This window comes from Citricoccus parietis (assembly GCF_042433045.1).
Classification (GTDB): Bacteria; Actinomycetota; Actinomycetes; order Actinomycetales; family Micrococcaceae; genus Citricoccus; species Citricoccus parietis.
In genome coordinates this window covers 44,456-60,188 of the sequence record NZ_JBHLWH010000043.1, presented here as the reverse complement: position 1 = coordinate 60,188, position 15,733 = coordinate 44,456, and the positions used below count along the sequence as shown (strand labels likewise).

Sequence of the window (15,733 nt, the reverse complement as noted above, 5' to 3'; positions counted from 1 at the left end):
AGTCTACGTCCGAGGCCCGAACCGTCCCAGCAGCTGCTGGAGGACGGCGACGGCGGCCGGACCGGCGGTGGAGGACCGGAGCACATGGCGCCCCAGCAGCACGGGCAGCCCCCCGGCCTCGGACAGGGCCGCGGTCTCGGCCGGGCTGATGCCACCCTCGGGGCCGACCACGAGCACGATCCGTTCTACCGGTTCTACGGTCTCGCCGATCAGAATCCCCGCCTCGGCGACGGCCTCGCCCAGCGACTGCCGCGCGTCCTCGTGCAGGACGAGCACCAGGGAACCAGGGCCACAGACCGAGGCGACCCCGACGCCGTCGAGCACCTTCTCCGTGCGGGGCACCCGGGTGCGGCGTGCCTGCTTCGCGGCCGAGAGCAGGGCCGCCTCCCACTTGGACACAGCTTTGGCGGCCTTGTCGCCCTTCCATCGCACGATGGAACGTTCGGCCTGCCAGGGGTGCACGGCATCGAGGCCCAGTTCCGTCGCCGTCTGGATGGCCAGCAGGTCCCGGTCGCCCTTGGCGAGGGCCTGGACGAGGACGAGTTCCGGGTACGGCGCCGGTTCATCGTGGACGGTCTCGGCGGTGATTTCCAGCCGATCGGGCGCCGCGGAGCGCACGGTGCCGCTCACCCGCCGGCCGGATCCGTCCGCCACGTCCACGCGCTCCCCCGGCGACAGCCGCATGACCTGGGCCGCGTGCCGGGCCTCGGCACCCGAGACCACCACGGTGGCCCCCGACGAAGCGGGGGCCAGCTCGCCGTCTCCGACGTAGAAGAGGAGGTTGCTCACAGGTTCTTGAGGTTGTCCCGGAACTTGGAGAACAGCCCACGGTGCTCCGTGGTGCCGTGCACCAGGTCCTCACCGCGCAGACCGGCCAGCTGCTCCAGCAGGGCGCGCTGCTCGTCGTCGAGTTTGGTGGGGGTCTCCACCCGCAGGGTGACTTTGAGATCGCCCCGGCCCGAGCTCCGCAACCGGCCAACGCCCAGGCCCTTGAGGGTCTGCACCTCTCCGGACTGGGTGCCGGCCTTCACCGGCACTTCCTTCTCACCGTCGAAGGTGTCCAGCGTGAGCGTGGTGCCCAGGGCGGCGGCCGCCATCGGCACGCTCATTGTGGCCAGCAGGTGGTCGCCGTCGCGGACGAACACCTCGTGCTGACGCACCTCGATCTCCACGTAGAGATCGGCATTCGGGCCGCCGCCGGGACCGGCCTCGCCGCGGCCGGCGAGCTGGATCCGGGTCCCCGTGGCCACACCGGCGGGGATCTTGATGGTCAGTGAGGTGCGCTCTCGGATGCGGCCCTGCCCGGAGCACTCGCGGCACGGATCCGGAATGACGGTCCCGAAGCCCTGGCAGGCCGAGCAGGTCTCGGCGGCCATGACGGTGCCGAGGATGGAGCGGACCGGCCGGCGGATGGCGCCCTGGCCATTGCAGATGGTGCAGGTCTCCGGATGCGTGCCCGGCTGGCTGCAGCTGCCGTCACAGGTGGGGCACACCACGGCGGTGTCCACCTCGAGGGTCTTCTCGGTGCCGAAGACCGCATCGCTGAGGTCGAGCTTGGCCGTGATGAGGGCGTCCTGTCCCCGCCGCGCACGGCTGGCGGGACCACCGCCCCGGCCACCGCCCATGCCGCCGGAGCCGCCACCGCCGAAGAAGGTCTCGAAGATGTCCTGGAAACCGCCGAAATCGGCGCCACCGAAGCCGCCGCCCATGCCGCCGGTGCCGTTCTCATGGCCCGTGGCGTCATAGTTGCGGCGCTTCTCCTGGTCCGAGAGGACCTCGTAGGCACGCGTGACGTTCTTGAACTCCTCGGAGGCGTCGGGCGCGGGGTTCACGTCGGGATGGAGCTTACGGGCCAACTTGCGGTAGGCGCGCTTGATCTCCTCGGCGGAGGCATCCCGGCCAACGCCGAGTACCTCGTAATGGTCAGCCACGGTCTGCGGTGTTCCTTCCGGTGGTGGGGTGGTGGATGTCAGTCCTGGCCGCTACTGCGACAGGATCCGGGACAGGTACCGGGCGATCGCCCGAACGGCGGTCATGGTGCCCGGGTAGTCCATGCGGGTGGGGCCCACGACGCCGAGCTTGGCGCCGGAGCCGGGGCCGTAGCCGGCGGCGACGACAGACGCCTCGGACAGGGAGCCGGTGTTCTCGGAGCCGATGCGCACGCTGAGGCCACGCACATCCTGCTCCATCTCGGTCAGCAGGCGCAACAACACGACCTGTTCCTCGAGGGCTTCCAGGATGGGGCCGATCGAGAACGGGAAGTCTCCGGTCGAGCGTGCCAGGTTGGCGGTGCCGGCCATGATGATCCGGTCCTCCCGGCGTGCCGCGAACATCTGGTCCAGTTGGACGGCGAAGGCCAGGGCAAGATCCCGGTCCTCCGCCGGAACCTCGGCCAGCGCGAGCCGGAGTCCCTCCGCGGCCTGGACCGGGGTCAGCCCGTCCAGATAGCGCAGGAACTGCTGCTTCAGCACGGTCAGGGATGTCTCGTTGGCCTCGACCTCGAGCCCGAAGGCCCGCTGGTCGACCTGTCCGGTGGACAGGATCACCACGACGAGGGCCCGGCGGGGCGCCAGGAAGACGAACTCGATGTGCCGGATGGTGGAGGAGTCCACATGGGGGTATTGCAGCACGGCCACCTGGTTGGTGAGCTGTGCGAGCAGCCGCACGGTCCGGGCCATCATCTCGTTGAAGTCGCCATTGGCATCCAGCAGCGTCTGCACCGCGCGCTTCTCCGCGGCGGACAGCGGCTTGACCTCGGAGATCTGGTCCACGAAGATCCGGTAGCCCTTGTCCGTGGGGATGCGTCCGGAGGAGGTGTGCGGGGCCACAATGAGCCCCTCCTCCTCCAAGGCGGCCATGTCATTCCGGACAGTGGCCGAGGACACGCCCAACTGGTGGCGGTCCACCAGGGCCTTGGATCCGACGGGCTCGCGGGAGGACACGTAGTCCTCCACGATGGCCTGCAGCACCTGCATGCGGCGCGGCTGTTCGCTCATCGGTTCCTCCTGCCTGTCATCCGGCTTAGCACTCGACGCTTTGAAGTGCCAAGTCTAGACCTTGTGTCCAATCGACGTACCACCGCTTCCCCTCACCTCTGAGGGTGCCGACTCGCGGCCCGCACATCGCCGGCCCCGCGCCGACCGGGTGCGCCAGCCCGGTACCGACCGCGTGCCGCGCGAGCCGCTGCACGGTTACGCCGGCTCCCCTTGCTAGCGTCGATGCCCGTGGAATGGAACAACTGGGGCCCGGGCACCCTCGACGGCGGCTTCCGCCCGACCGCCCGCATCGTCGAGAAGGTCCCCGCGCACCAGGGCACCGTCCTGGAGGACACGGAGACCGGATTCACCGGTGCCGTCCTGCGGGTCGAGAAGTCCGGTGGCGTGCACCTCGTCGTCCTGGAGGACCGCCGGGGACGCACGAAGTCCTTCCCCCTGGGCTATGGCTTCCTCGTGGACGGCGAGCCCGTCGAGGTGGTGGCCCCCGCACCGGGAGGCACCTACGGCGCCTCCCCCGCGAAGCCGGCCCGGACGGCGTCGGGCTCCGTGCGCGTGGACCATGCCCGGGCCCGCACGGCGCGGGCCTCCCGCATCTGGGTCGAAGGGCTGCATGACGCCGAGCTCGTGGAGAAGGTCTGGGGTGAGGACCTGCGACTGGAGGGGATCGTCGTCGAGCCGCTCCACGGAGTGGACGACCTGGCGGGCGCGATCAGAGATTTCTCGCCCGGTCCGCAGCGCCGGCTCGGCATCCTCGTGGACCACCTGGTGACCGGGTCCAAGGAGGAGAGGATCGCCGCCGAGGCCATGAAGGTGCCCGGGGCGCGCGGTAACGTGCTGATCGTCGGCCATCCCTACGTGGACGTCTGGCAGGTCATCAAGCCCGCCGTCCTGGGCATCGGCGCCTGGCCCGTGGTGCCGAAGGGCCAGGACTGGAAGACGGGCATCCTCGCCGGCCTCGGCTGGCCGCACCGGACCAAGGAGGACATCGGCCTGGGCTGGAAGAGGCTGTTGTCCCAGGTTCGGACCTATGCCGACCTGGAGCCGACCCTGCTGGGCCGGGTGGAGGAGGTCATCGATTTCCTGACCGTAGATTCATCGACGTAACGGTCCCACATTCTGAACATAGATCGGATCTAACGGATTCGCTCCTGATTGCTGCGAATGGGCAGACCCTCCGAATGCCCGACCCCAGCTAATCAACGGCACGAACAGAATGCCGGATCCCAAAGACATCGCAGGCCTAAGGCACGTCTCAAGGGCTGGACCAGTGTCCCAAGATCTTGGAAACGAGCGTTTCGCGGCGAGAACGGATAGACATCCAAGTACTGAAACGAGGACTATGGCCATTGCCATCGCTATGGCAGACCACGCGCCAGCAGTTCCTTCATGGACTAGGACTGTACCCAGCAACAGACTGGCGCAGTCCGCGTTAACAGGTGCATTCGGTCGGAGAATACGGCAATGCAACCGCCGCATATCAGAACGAGTCCAAGCGGGATGATAAGTACCGGGCGAACTGCAAACCACGTTTGCACACCGTGTGTCCAGTCTGTGCCGGGGATATCCAGATAGCTCAAGAATCGCCGTGACGTCTCGAGTATCGAATCGTGCCCCTCCGCGCTGCTCACGACAGCAAGCCACCACATGAGTCCACACCTGAATGAGTAGACCATAGTCAGTAGGTTTCCAACCTTGTCATTGGTCGCACTGATCAGACCCCCGACGATCTCCATGATAAATCCCTCCCAATATGTCTGGACACGAATACCTTCGGAGACGGACGAGTTAAGAGCGCGCGGCAAGCGGAGTAGGGTCAAACTGGAACGTAGAATGTCGGCAAGTACTTCGAATCGACTCAGGACGAAAGGCAGTTCGGTGTCCCAGCAGCAGCCAGGCAGTCCGTACCGCCCGCGCCCCGGCGCCGCCCCCCGGCGCGAACAGCAACTGCAGGGTTCACCGGACCAGGCCGAGCCGCTGACGCCGGCCGAGGACCGTCAGTGGGCCACCCTCGGGCACTTCGGCGGCTTTCTCGGGTGCATTCCCTCCCTGGTGATCTACCTGGTCTTCCGCCACCGCGGACCGTTCACGGCCCAGGAGGCCAAGGAGGCGCTGAACTTCACGCTGCCGCCCACGGTGCTGGCCATCGTGGCGAACCTGCTGGCCCTCATCCCGATCGTCGGCGGCATCTTCGGGATCGTCGCCATGCTCTTGTGGCTGTTCATGACGGTCTCCGGCGTGGCGGCAGGCATCCAGTGCAACAAGGGCCGCCCCTACCGCTACCCGCTGAACCTGCGCCTGATTCAGTAGTTATCCACAATACGGCGAGACCCGCTCCACGGCACCTCCTGGTCGATCACCATGGAGGCATGGGAATCCGCTACTACGCCTACCCTTTGGCCCCCAAGTTCGTCCCGTTCGCACTCAAGGACCCGCGACCTTTCGCCGGCGACGATCCCTTCGGGGACGCATGGATGACAACCGACGATGAACGGCCTGAGATGCTCTACCTCGACAAGTGCTGGGGTCCCTTGCAGGGCCTGACCCTCGGGGAGGACGGTGAACCCAGGGTGTCTCATCGTCTCTTTGAAGGGAACGTCACTTTGATGGACGGTGGGTGCACGTGGCTGCCCTACGTCAAGGCGTTGTCACCCCAAGACGTCGATGAGGTTGCGCGGGACCTGGCCAAGATCGGTACACCCGACGCGGACCGCCTCGTGGCGAAGTATCGCGATCCTCGCTGTGACCACGAGCAGGAGAGGTCCTACATTCTCCAATTTTTAGGCCGGGCCCAGGATTTCACAGCTGAGATGCTGGGCCGCGGCTGGGGACTGACGTACCAGATTGGATGACTTCTCCGCTTCAGAACCCGGCCAGCCGCCGGACGATCGCGTCGTCCAGCAGCCGCCCCTGCAGGGTGGGCACCACCCGGCCGGCCAGCGCCGCCCGTCCGTCCAGCAGTCCCTCGCCGATCATCGCGGCGATCTCCTGGCGCGCCTGGGCACCGCCGTCGGGCGCTTCCTCCAGGGCGGCCGTCGGCAACCCGTCCGAGAGCCGGACGCCCAGCATGACGCGCTCCAGGAACCGCGCCTCGGCGTCGGGTTCCTCCCGGCCGACGGACGGCGAGATCCCGGTGGCCAGCCGCTGCGCGTAGGCCGCCGGATGCTTGGCGTTCCAGAACCGGACGCCAGCCAGGTGTGAGTGGGCGCCGGGGCCGGCACCCCACCAGTCCTGGTCACGCCAGTAGGCCACATTGTGCCGGGCCCGGTGGATGCCGCGGTCATCCGGGTCGTGGGCCCAGTTCGAGATCTCATACCAGCGGTAGCCCGCCTCCGCGAAGAGCCGCTCGGCCAGCAGGTACTTGTCGGCCTGGTCGTCCGGGTCCACATCCGGCACGGTCCCCCGTTTGACGGAGGCCCCGAACTTGGTTCCGTCCTCCACGATGAGCGAATAGGCCGAGATGTGATCCGGCGCCAGGGCCAGTGCCGCCTCGACGGTGGTGCGCCAGTCCTCCAGAGACTCCCCCGGCGTGCCGTAGATCAGGTCCAGGGACACCTCCAGGCCGGCCTCGCGGGCCCAGCCGACGGCGGCCGGGACGTTCTCCTGCCGGTGCGTGCGGTCCAGCGTGGCCAGCACGTGCGGGACGGCGGACTGCATGCCGAAGGAGACCCGGGTGAATCCACCGGCGGCCATCTCCCGCAGAGACTCAAGGGAGACCGAGTCGGGGTTGGCCTCCGAGGTGATCTCGGCTCCGGGCGTGATCCCGAAGATGTCCCGGGCCCTGCCGAGGATGCGGACCAGGTCTGCGGCGGGCAGCAGGGTGGGTGTGCCGCCGCCGAAGAAGACGGTCTCCAGCGTGCGCGGGGGGATCTCCGAACCTGCCAGCGCCTGCGCCGCGAAGTCCAGCTCACCGGCCACGGTGTCCGCGTAGGACGTCCGGGACGCGCCGGGGCCCAGGTCCTCGGCGGTATAGGTGTTGAAGTCGCAGTAGCCGCACCGCACGGAGCAGAACGGGACGTGCACGTAGAGGCTGAAGGTGCGCGGCTGGCCGGTCTCGGCCGCCTCACGCACCCGGTTCCCTACCGCTGCGGGGAACCGGCCGTCGTCGGGCGCGGGGTCGCCGAGGGGAAGGATCGAAGGCAAGGTGTGTTCGTCCCCGCCCTACTTCTTGGCGCCGGTCTCGGAGCCCGCGCCGTCCGAGGACAGCGCGGCGATGAAGGCCTCCTGCGGGACCTCCACGCGGCCGACCATCTTCATGCGCTTCTTGCCCTCCTTCTGCTTCTCCAGCAGCTTGCGCTTACGAGAGATGTCACCGCCGTAGCACTTGGAGAGCACGTCCTTGCGGATGGCGCGGATGTTCTCGCGGGCGATGATGCGTGAGCCGATGGCGGCCTGGATCGGCACCTCGTACTGCTGGCGCGGGATCAGTTCCTTGAGCTTGCCGGTCATCATCACGCCATAGGCGTAGGCGTTGTCCTTGTGGGTGATGGAGCTGAACGCGTCCACGGTCTCGCCCTGGAGCAGGATGTCCACCTTGACCAGGTCGGAGGTCTGCTCGCCGTCGGCCTTCCAGTCCAGCGAGGCATAGCCCTTGGTGCGGGACTTGAGCAGGTCGAAGAAGTCGAAGACGATCTCCGCCAGCGGGATCCAGTAGCGGATCTCCACGCGCTCCTCGGAGAGGTAGTCCATGCCCTTCATCTGGCCGCGCTTGCCCTGGCAGAGCTCCATGACGGAGCCGATGAACTCGCTGGGGACGATGATCGTCGCCGATGCCATGGGCTCGGCGACCTCGTTGATCTTGCCCTCCGGGAACTCGGACGGGTTCGTCACCGTGACGACCGTCTTGTCCTCCTTGGTGACCTCGTAGACCACGTTCGGGGCGGTGGAGATCAGGTCCAGGTTGAACTCGCGCTCCAGGCGCTCACGGATGATCTCCAGGTGCAGCAGGCCGAGGAAGCCCACGCGGAACCCGAAGCCGAGGGCCACGGACGTCTCGGGCTCGTACACCAGGGCGGCGTCGTTGAGCTTGAGCTTGTCCAGGGCATCACGCAGCACCGGGTAGTCGGAGCCGTCGATCGGGTACAGCCCGGAGAAGACCATCGGCTTGGGATCCTCATAGCCACCGATCTGGTCCTGCGCGGGATTGCCGGCGCCCGTCACCGTGTCACCGACCTTGGACTGGCGGACGTCCTTGACACCGGTGATGAGGTAGCCCACCTCGCCGACGGAGAGCCCCTTGGAGGGCTTGGGCTCCGGGGAGGACACGCCGATCTCGAGGAGTTCGTGGGTGGCCCCCGTGGACATCATCCTGATCTTCTCACGCGGGGACAGCTTGCCGTCCACCACGCGGACATAGGTGACCACGCCCCGGTAGGTGTCATACACGGAGTCGAAGATCATGGCGCGAGCCGGGGCGTCCGGCTTGCCCGTGGGAGCGGGGATCACCTCCACCACGCGATCGAGCAGTTCCTCGACCCCGACGCCGGTCTTGCCGGAGACCCGAAGGATGTCCTCCGGCTCGCAACCGATGAGTCCCGCGATCTCCGCGGCATACCGGTCCGGGTCAGCGGAGGGCAGGTCGATCTTGTTCAGCACGGGGATGATGGCCAGGTCGTTCTCCATGGCCAGGTAGAGGTTGGCCAAGGTCTGTGCCTCGATGCCCTGGGCCGCGTCCACCAGCAGGATGGCGCCCTCACAGGCCGCGAGGGACCGGGACACCTCGTACGTGAAGTCCACGTGCCCCGGCGTGTCGATCATGTTGAGCGCGAAGTCCGTGCCGTTGAGGCTCCAGGGCATGCGCACGGCCTGCGACTTGATGGTGATGCCACGCTCGCGCTCGATGTCCATCCGGTCCAGGTACTGGGCCTTCATGTCCCGCGGCTGGACCACGCCGGTGGACTGCAGCATGCGGTCCGCCAGGGTCGACTTGCCGTGGTCGATGTGCGCGATGATGCAGAAATTCCTGATGACCGCGGGATCGGTGGCGGCGGGCGCCGGGGCGTTGCTCGCCATGGGCGACACGGGCATCTTCCTTCAACTCTGACGACAAGGGCGGGCCAGCCCCTGGAACCAGCGGGTGGCTGATCCTCCATTCTTCCACGTTTCCGCGGAGACGGCGGCCCGGCATGACCACCGGTTGCTACCTTGTGGCCATGGCTTTGAACTTCAACCGACTCCTGTCCATCGGCCGGAGGGTGGCCCGCCTCGCCCGGCAGGTGCAGCGGCCGTCCCCGCCGCGCAACCGCAGCGGCGGACAGGCCAGCGGTCCGGGCGGCGTCTCGGACTACCCCGGTGATTTCCATGGCCGGGCCCAGGTCGCCTACTCCCCCGTTCCCGGTCCGGAGGCCGGGCCGGGTGAGATCGTCTGGTCCTGGGTGCCCTTTGAGGAGCTGGACGGGCGGGGCAAGGACCGTCCGGTCCTCGTGGTGGGCCGGAACGGTGGCCACCTGCTCGCCGCGCAGCTGACGAGCAGGGACCGCAACAACGCCGCGTCCCGGGATGCCGACTACATTGATATCGGTGCGGGCCCGTGGGATCCGCAGGGCCGGAACTCCGAGGTCAAGCTGGACCGGATCCTGCAGGTCAATCCTCGCGATGTCCGCCGTGAGGGCGGCGTGCTGGACCAGCGGGTGTTCGAGACCGTGTCCCGGGGGCTCCGGGACCGCAACGGGTGGTCGTGATAGACTAACCAGCTGTGTGTCCGCGCAGGTCGACGGGCACTCCCGGAACGGCTCAACAGGTATCCCCACGCCGCTCAGTCGCCGGATTCGGGATTACCCCTCACCGACCACGTCAGAAGACAACAGAAAGACCTTTCCTTGGCAAACATCAAGTCCCAGAAGAAGCGCATTCTCACCAACGAGAAGGCCCGCCTGCGTAACAACGCGGTGAAGTCCGAACTGCGCACCGCCATCCGCGCCGTGGACAAGGCCGTCGCCGCGGGCGACCAGGCCGCCACCACTTCCGCCGTCGCCCTGGCCAGCAAGAAGCTGGACAAGGCTGCCAGCAAGGGTGTCATCCACAAGAACCAGGCTGCCAACCGCAAGTCCGGTATCGCCAAGCGCGTGAGCAAGATCGAGGCCTGAGCCTCTCAGATCTGGCCCGGCCCCTGACGGTGCCGAGGCACCGAAGCCCCCGTCCTGATGGACGGGGGCTTCGTGGTTAAGGACTACCGTCGAGCGGTCAGGGCAATCCGGGTGACGGCCCGCTCGACCGCATAGTCGGCGTCCTTGGACAGGCCCTTGGCCTCAGCGTCCGCCTGGGCCACCCACTCGATCGCGGCCGCAATGGTGGCGGGGTTCCAGAACCGGACGGTCTCGGCCACGCGCTTGGCCTGCCAGGGGGCCATGCCCAGCACACCGGCGATCTGGCCCTGGCCCACGCGAGCATCCACGATCCGGGCGATCTGGCGCGTCTTCATGGCGAGGGCGCCGGTGATGGCCGGCGCGGACACCCCCGTGGCCAAGGCATGGCGCAACAGGGCGGTGGCCTGCCCGGCCCGCCCCTCGATGGCGGCATCGGCCACCCGGAAGGCCGTGGCCTCCACCCGGCCGCCGTAGTAGCGGTCCACTACCTGACTCGTGACGGTGCCCTCCGTGTCCTCGGCCAGTTGCTGGCACGCGGCCGCCAGATCGGTGAGCGAGCCACCGGCGGCATCGAGCAGGGAACGGACCGCTTCTGCATCGATCGAGCGGCGCCGGGACCGGAACTCGCCCTGGACGAAATCGGACTTCTCGGCGTCCGACTTGATCGGTTGGCAGTCCACGAGAACTCCGGCGGCGGTGGCGGCATCCAGCAGCTTCTTGCCCCGGTTGCCTCCGGTGTGCCGCAGGATCAGCGTGACGTCCTCCGCCGGACTCTTGACGTAGTCGAGGCAGTCCGTCAGGAACGCCTCGTTCATGTCCTGGAGTCCCTCCACCTGCAGGATCTTGGCTTCACCGAACAGGGAGGGGCTGGCGAGGACTGAGAGCTGGCCGCCCTCATAGTCGGCCGCGTCCAGGCGGTGGACCTCGAGACCCGGGTCCTGTTCCCGGAGTGCTGTGCGGACCCGGTCGACCACCCGGGCGGCGATGAAGTCCTCGGGGCCCTTGAGCAGCATCATCGGGGCCGGGCTCACGGTGCGCCAGTCTGCCCCGGAACTCGTGGATCGTCGGCTTCGACTCGGTGCGGGCATGGTTGCCATCCTATCCGGCCTCGCCCGCCGGCCGGGTGCCGGAGGCCTCGGGTGCTCTGGCACCGGTGAGGGTGGGCACCAGCTCCCCGTCCCGCAGGGACACCACCGTGGTCCCGTGGAGGTCGGTGCGGATCACCGGCCCGTGCCGCTCCAGCTCCCCGATGACCGAGGGGTGCGGGTGGCCGTAGCCGTTGTCCCGGCCGACCTGCACCACGGACAGCGCCGGGTCCACGGCCCGCACCACGTCCAGGCCCCCGTTGCGGGCGCCATGGTGGGCCACCTTGAGCACGTCCACGGACTCCGGCAGCACGTCCTGGCCCAGCAGCGCCCGGCTGGCTTCCTCCTCCATGTCCCCCGTCAACAGCACGGTGTAGTCACCCTCGGGGGTGTGCGCGGTGGCGGTCATCTGCAGCGAGGCATCGTTCTCGTTGCCCGCCTCCGGGTCCGCTTCCAGCACGGTCCAGTCCACCCAGTATCCCGACGCCGGCCGGTCGCCGACCCGGCCCGTCTCCCCGGGGACCGGTTGCCGGGCGCCGGCGGGGACTCCCGGGCCGGGCGTCGACTCCAGGGTCGAGTACAAGACCTCGATGGGGCTGCAGCAACCGACGATGTCCGCCGCGGCCCCGGCATGGTCCTGGTGCAGATGGGACAGCACCAACAGGTCCACCCGGTCCACCCCGATCCGGTCCAGGCAGGCGGTCGCCGCGGCCGGGTCCGGCCCCGTGTCCACCACCATGGCGGTCCGCTCCCCCGTCCGCAGCACGAGCATGTCCCCCTGGCCGACATCACAGGCGGCCAGAGACCAGTCGGCCGGCAGGGATCCGGAGGGCGGCGCGATGACCAGGCCGAGCTGACTGCCGGCGGCCGCGCAGACCGTGGTCCCCGCCGCGGCGAGGGACCAGCGGAGCTGGCCGGCCGGAGTCGGGCGTGGCCTGCCGTGCATGCCGAGGCGCCGGACCCGGGCCGGACGACTGCGCTCCCACCGCATCAGCAGCCACAGGAGGGCGAGGGCGGCGGCCACGTGCATCACCACCAGGCCTGCGCCCAGGGGCCCCTCCGGCCACGCATGGAGGGCGCCCGGCCAGCCGGAGACTTCGGAGGCGATCCAGCCGATCCCGGCGGCCGGCCAGCCCACCACCCAGAAGACCGCGGCGGCGAGTCCGGGCCACGGCACCGCCAGGACAGCGGCGAAGGTGCCGGGCACGGTGACGAACGGGACGAGGGGCGCCGCCAGCAGGTTAGCCGGCACCGAGTAGGCACTGAACTCGCCGGTCATCCCGACGAGGATGGGCTGGCAGGCGACCTGTGCGGTGACGGTCACGGCGAGGGCGGCGCCCAGGATCCCGGCCACGGGACCCGGCAGCGCGCGGCGCAGGACGGCGGTGAGCCACTGCTCCACGGGCCGGGCCGCCAACACGATGCCGGCCGTGGCCGCCAGGGAGAGCTGGAAGGCCGGTTCCCGGGCGAGTCCCGGTTGCCAGCACAGCAGCACGCAGGCCGCCAGGCACAACAGGGGCAGCGCCTGGCGGCCCCTGCCGAAGAACACGGCCCACGCCCCGAGGGCGCCCATCACGGCGGCCCGGATCACCGAAGGCTCGGGGCCCACGACGATCACGAAGACGACCAGCACCCCGAGGACCGCACCGAGCACGACCGATCGGCGGACCCGCACCGACCTCAACGCCATGGTGACGGCGCCGGCGATCAGCGTGCAATTCGCCCCGCTGACGGCACTCAAGTGACTGAGTCCAGACGTCTTCATGGACTCGTCCAGCGCCGGGTCCTGCGCGGACCGGTCGCCCAGGATCAGCCCGGGCAGCAGCTGTGGCGCCGTGCCGACAGTCCCGGCAGCGGCCTGATGCACGGCCGCGCGGACGACATCCCGTCCCGTGGGCGCTCCGTCCAGGCCTGGCTCCCCGGTGTCACCGGAGCAGGATCCGGTCTGCGGCGCGGTGGAGGCCCGGGCGAACACCGTGGCCCCCTCGACCTCCGGCGACGCGGTGAAACAGACCGCCGCGCCAGACTGCAACCCCTCCCAGTGACTTCCGCCGGACACCACCACCTCCGCACCGCCCGGAATCTCACGGGATGGGTGCCCGAACGCCTGCACGGTCACCGTGAGGTGCCAGCTGTCGCCGAACGTCCCGGTACGCAGGACCGCCGGCCCGGCGGCTTCGCCCGACAGCCGCAACGGTCGTTCGGCGGCCACCGCATCCTCCCATCCCGAGTCCCGGACCGGTGCACGATCGCCTACGGCCTGGACGGCGGCGACGGCCGCGATCCACAGGGCGATGGCGGCCAGGGCCGTGATGGCGGTGGTTCGGCCGCGGCGACGGGCCAGGGGGCGGGCCAGGGGCCGGGCCGGGCACTCCCGCGGCCTATGAGCCTGACCCGGAAACTGAGCCTGGCCCTGGCCAGAGGATGCCCACATCATCAGGCCGGTGGCCACGAGCGCCAAGAACGCCAGCACCCACGGCACCACGAAGGCGGCGTCGTAGGGAATCAGCGGTATCGCCAGACAGACCGCGAGGGTCAGCACCACGGCGGGGACCAACCGGAGGTCGACGGCCGCCGGAACGCTGCCCCGGGCCTGGACCGTCACCAGGTGACCAGGCCGTCGAGGCGCTCCATCATGGCCGGTCCGATCCCTGACACGGCGTCCAGATCCTCCAGGGAGCCGAACGGCCCCACCTGGTCCCGGTGCTCGACGATGCGTCCAGCCAGGGCCGGGCCGATGCCGGGCAGCTGCTCCAGGGCCGTGACGTCCGCCGTGTTCAGGTTGACGGCTCCCGCCGCCTCCGGACCGACGCCTGAACCACCGTCCGCCCCCTCTTCGGAGAGAGGAACGTCCGCCCCGTCCGCCCCGGCCGCTCCCCCGGCCAGACCGTCCGGACCGGGCACGAGGATCTGGCTGCCGTCCACGGCGGGGGCGGCCAGATTCAGCAGGTCCAGCGCGGCCTCCCCCGTGGGACCCCCGGCGGCCTGCAGGGCATCGTCGACGCGGGCGCCAGCCGGCAGGGTCACGAGGCCGGGGTCCTGGACCTCCCCGGCCACATGGACGGTGACGGTTTCCTCGGTTCCGGCCGGTCCGGCGTCGGACCCGGACGACGATGCGCGATCCTCGGTCCCCGGCGACGGTGGGGCAGTTGCGCCCGGACTGGCAGCACCTGCCGCCGGACCGGGAGGAGCGGGGTCAGCCGAGCCGGGCGGGGCGTCCTCCACGGAGGCGGCCACGGGAGCACCCGGACCACCCGGACCGGCCGGTGATGTCAGCCAGCCGACCGCCCACCACGTTCCCGCGACAACGGCCAGGAGCAGCACCGCCGAACGGACGACGCGGGTTCGCCACAGGGGCGCCGGCGGCGGTGGTTCCTCCCAGTCGTCCTCGTCCGGATCACTGAGCGCGTGGTTGTGGCGTCCCATGGGTTCCACCCTGGCCGCCGGCGGGCGGGAGCGGCAGGGGCCGGGTCAGCTGCTGGGGACGGCTCGCGGCTGGTGGGGTCGCTGTGCAGGAGCCACCGGGTTCAGCGTGACGCCCAGGGCACCCAGGCCCAGGTGGGCGGCCAGCACGGCCGGGAGACGGATGACCGGAACCGGCATGGCAGAGAGGCTCTGCAGACGTCCGGCGAGCTCGTGGGCGGCGGGTTCGTTGCCGAACCCGTGGACGGCGATCCGCTCGCCCCGGCCCTCCGACCCGGACACGAACTCCTGCGTCAGCTCCACGAGCCGCTCGGTGGCTCGGGCGGAGGTCCTCGGACGGTCCACAAGGGAGACGATCCCGTTGTCCAGGGTCAGCACCGGCTTGACGTGGAGCAGCGTCCCCAGCAGTCCGGCCAGGGTACCGATGCGCCCGCCGCGCCGCAGTTGGTCCAGATTGGGCACGGTGAAGAAGACCCCCGCCTCCTGGGTGGCCTCGTCCACGTCCTCCAGCAGCTGCTCCGGCGCCATGCCGAAGCCTGCCGAGATCACCGCGTCCAGCACCACAGTCCCGAGCGCGAACCCGCTGAGGTGGGAGTCCACCACCGTCACGGGGATCAGCGCGTCCCGCCCGGCGAGCCGGGCGGCCTCCACGGTGCCGGACAGCTGCCCCGAGATGTGGACGGAGATGACCTGCTCGAAGCCTGACTCCGCCAGTTCCTGATACACCGCGCTGAAGGAGCCGGGCGAGGGCCGGGAGGTCCTGACGGCGGTGCCCGCTGCCAGCGCCAAGGGCAGCTCACGCATCAGCTCTGCCGTGCCCTCGGCGTGGATCTGCTCGCCCACCATGACGGGCATGGGCACCTGACGCAGTCCCCTGGCCAAAGGGTGCGTCAGCAGTTCAGCGGGGATGGAGGCCGAGGAGTCGGTGACGATCGCGGTACGGCCCTTGCGGGAGGGCGGCAGACCGAAACGGACCCAGCCCGACCGCGTGCTGCGCACCTGCCGGATGTGCGTGAGCATGGCGCCCTGCCACTCGGCCAGATCGGCCATGCCCGCTCCTTCCGCTAGGTCCCGCTCAGTCCCACTGCGTCCCGCTCAGTCCCGACGGGACCTCCCAGGTCATCCAGGCCCGGCCCGTGGTCCGCCG

Annotated in this window: 14 protein-coding genes; 5 read left to right on the top strand and 9 right to left on the bottom strand. The window is 69.5% G+C overall.

Translation table 11 applies throughout. From position 1 onward, the window contains the following. Positions 1 to 3: 3 nt before the first annotated feature. Genes ACFFIO_RS15305 through hrcA form a run of 3 tightly spaced genes read right to left on the bottom strand, consistent with a single transcriptional unit; the run spans position 4 to position 2,996 of the window. Complete coding sequence (locus ACFFIO_RS15305; RefSeq protein ID WP_378043142.1) at positions 4 to 789, bottom strand: 16S rRNA (uracil(1498)-N(3))-methyltransferase; 786 nt, start codon at positions 787 to 789, stop codon at positions 4 to 6. Next, the gene (gene dnaJ / locus ACFFIO_RS15300; protein ID WP_378043141.1) at positions 786 to 1,931 is read right to left on the bottom strand and encodes a molecular chaperone DnaJ; all 1,146 of its coding nucleotides are present in this window, start codon (positions 1,929 to 1,931) and stop codon (positions 786 to 788) included. The genes ACFFIO_RS15305 and dnaJ overlap by 4 nt, the downstream gene beginning before the upstream one ends. A 51-nt stretch (positions 1,932 to 1,982) precedes the next feature. After that, the gene (gene hrcA / locus ACFFIO_RS15295) at positions 1,983 to 2,996 is read right to left on the bottom strand and encodes a heat-inducible transcriptional repressor HrcA (protein ID WP_378043139.1); all 1,014 of its coding nucleotides are present in this window, start codon (positions 2,994 to 2,996) and stop codon (positions 1,983 to 1,985) included. Between the two features lie 228 nt (positions 2,997 to 3,224). On the opposite strand from hrcA, the gene ACFFIO_RS15290 reads away from it, so the two are divergent. The 3 genes from ACFFIO_RS15290 to ACFFIO_RS15280 all read left to right on the top strand — a co-directional run bounded on the left by ACFFIO_RS15290 (position 3,225) and on the right by ACFFIO_RS15280 (position 5,845). Next, positions 3,225 to 4,100, top strand: coding sequence for a DUF3097 family protein (locus ACFFIO_RS15290; RefSeq protein WP_378043137.1), 876 nt, complete (start codon positions 3,225 to 3,227; stop codon positions 4,098 to 4,100). 771 nt (positions 4,101 to 4,871) lie between these two features. Beyond that, positions 4,872 to 5,303 carry a DUF4870 domain-containing protein gene (locus ACFFIO_RS15285; protein ID WP_378043136.1) on the top strand — a complete coding sequence of 144 codons (432 nt, stop codon included), beginning with the start codon at positions 4,872 to 4,874 and terminating at the stop codon, positions 5,301 to 5,303. A 59-nt stretch (positions 5,304 to 5,362) separates the two neighbouring features. Next, the gene (locus ACFFIO_RS15280) at positions 5,363 to 5,845 is read left to right on the top strand and encodes a hypothetical protein (RefSeq protein ID WP_378043134.1); all 483 of its coding nucleotides are present in this window, start codon (positions 5,363 to 5,365) and stop codon (positions 5,843 to 5,845) included. Positions 5,846 to 5,855: 10 nt separating this feature from the next. Here ACFFIO_RS15280 and hemW read toward each other — a convergent pair whose 3' ends face one another. Both hemW and lepA read right to left on the bottom strand, forming a co-directional pair. Beyond that, entirely contained in the window at positions 5,856 to 7,136 is a 1,281-nt protein-coding gene (hemW, locus tag ACFFIO_RS15275) for a radical SAM family heme chaperone HemW (protein ID WP_378043132.1), read from the bottom strand. An 18-nt stretch (positions 7,137 to 7,154) separates the two neighbouring features. Beyond that, positions 7,155 to 9,014: a translation elongation factor 4 gene (gene lepA / locus ACFFIO_RS15270; RefSeq protein ID WP_378043131.1), complete on the bottom strand. Its 1,860-nt coding sequence runs from the start codon at positions 9,012 to 9,014 to the stop codon at positions 7,155 to 7,157. Positions 9,015 to 9,145: 131 nt separating this feature from the next. Here lepA and ACFFIO_RS15265 point away from each other — a divergent pair, with 131 nt between their 5' ends. Further along, positions 9,146 to 9,673 (top strand): type II toxin-antitoxin system PemK/MazF family toxin, encoded by a 528-nt coding sequence (locus ACFFIO_RS15265; protein ID WP_378043129.1) that lies wholly within the window; start codon positions 9,146 to 9,148, stop codon positions 9,671 to 9,673. A 138-nt stretch (positions 9,674 to 9,811) separates the two neighbouring features. Further along, a complete protein-coding gene (gene rpsT, locus ACFFIO_RS15260) occupies positions 9,812 to 10,078 on the top strand; it encodes a 30S ribosomal protein S20 (RefSeq protein WP_159551140.1) in 267 nt (88 codons plus the stop codon). 83 nt (positions 10,079 to 10,161) lie between these two features. Here the strand turns inward: rpsT and holA are convergent, their stop codons facing one another. Genes holA through ACFFIO_RS15240 form a run of 4 tightly spaced genes read right to left on the bottom strand, consistent with a single transcriptional unit; the run spans position 10,162 to position 15,636 of the window. Then, a complete protein-coding gene (gene holA / locus ACFFIO_RS15255; protein ID WP_378043127.1) occupies positions 10,162 to 11,166 on the bottom strand; it encodes a DNA polymerase III subunit delta in 1,005 nt (334 codons plus the stop codon). Positions 11,167 to 11,176: 10 nt separating this feature from the next. Further along, positions 11,177 to 13,768, bottom strand: coding sequence for a ComEC/Rec2 family competence protein (locus ACFFIO_RS15250; RefSeq protein WP_378043126.1), 2,592 nt, complete (start codon positions 13,766 to 13,768; stop codon positions 11,177 to 11,179). Beyond that, entirely contained in the window at positions 13,765 to 14,589 is an 825-nt protein-coding gene (locus ACFFIO_RS15245) for a ComEA family DNA-binding protein (RefSeq protein WP_378043124.1), read from the bottom strand. Before ACFFIO_RS15245 ends, ACFFIO_RS15250 begins: the two co-directional genes overlap by 4 nt. A gap of 45 nt (positions 14,590 to 14,634) precedes the next feature. Beyond that, entirely contained in the window at positions 14,635 to 15,636 is a 1,002-nt protein-coding gene (locus tag ACFFIO_RS15240; RefSeq protein WP_378043123.1) for a DegV family protein, read from the bottom strand. Between the last annotated feature and the right edge of the window lie 97 nt (positions 15,637 to 15,733).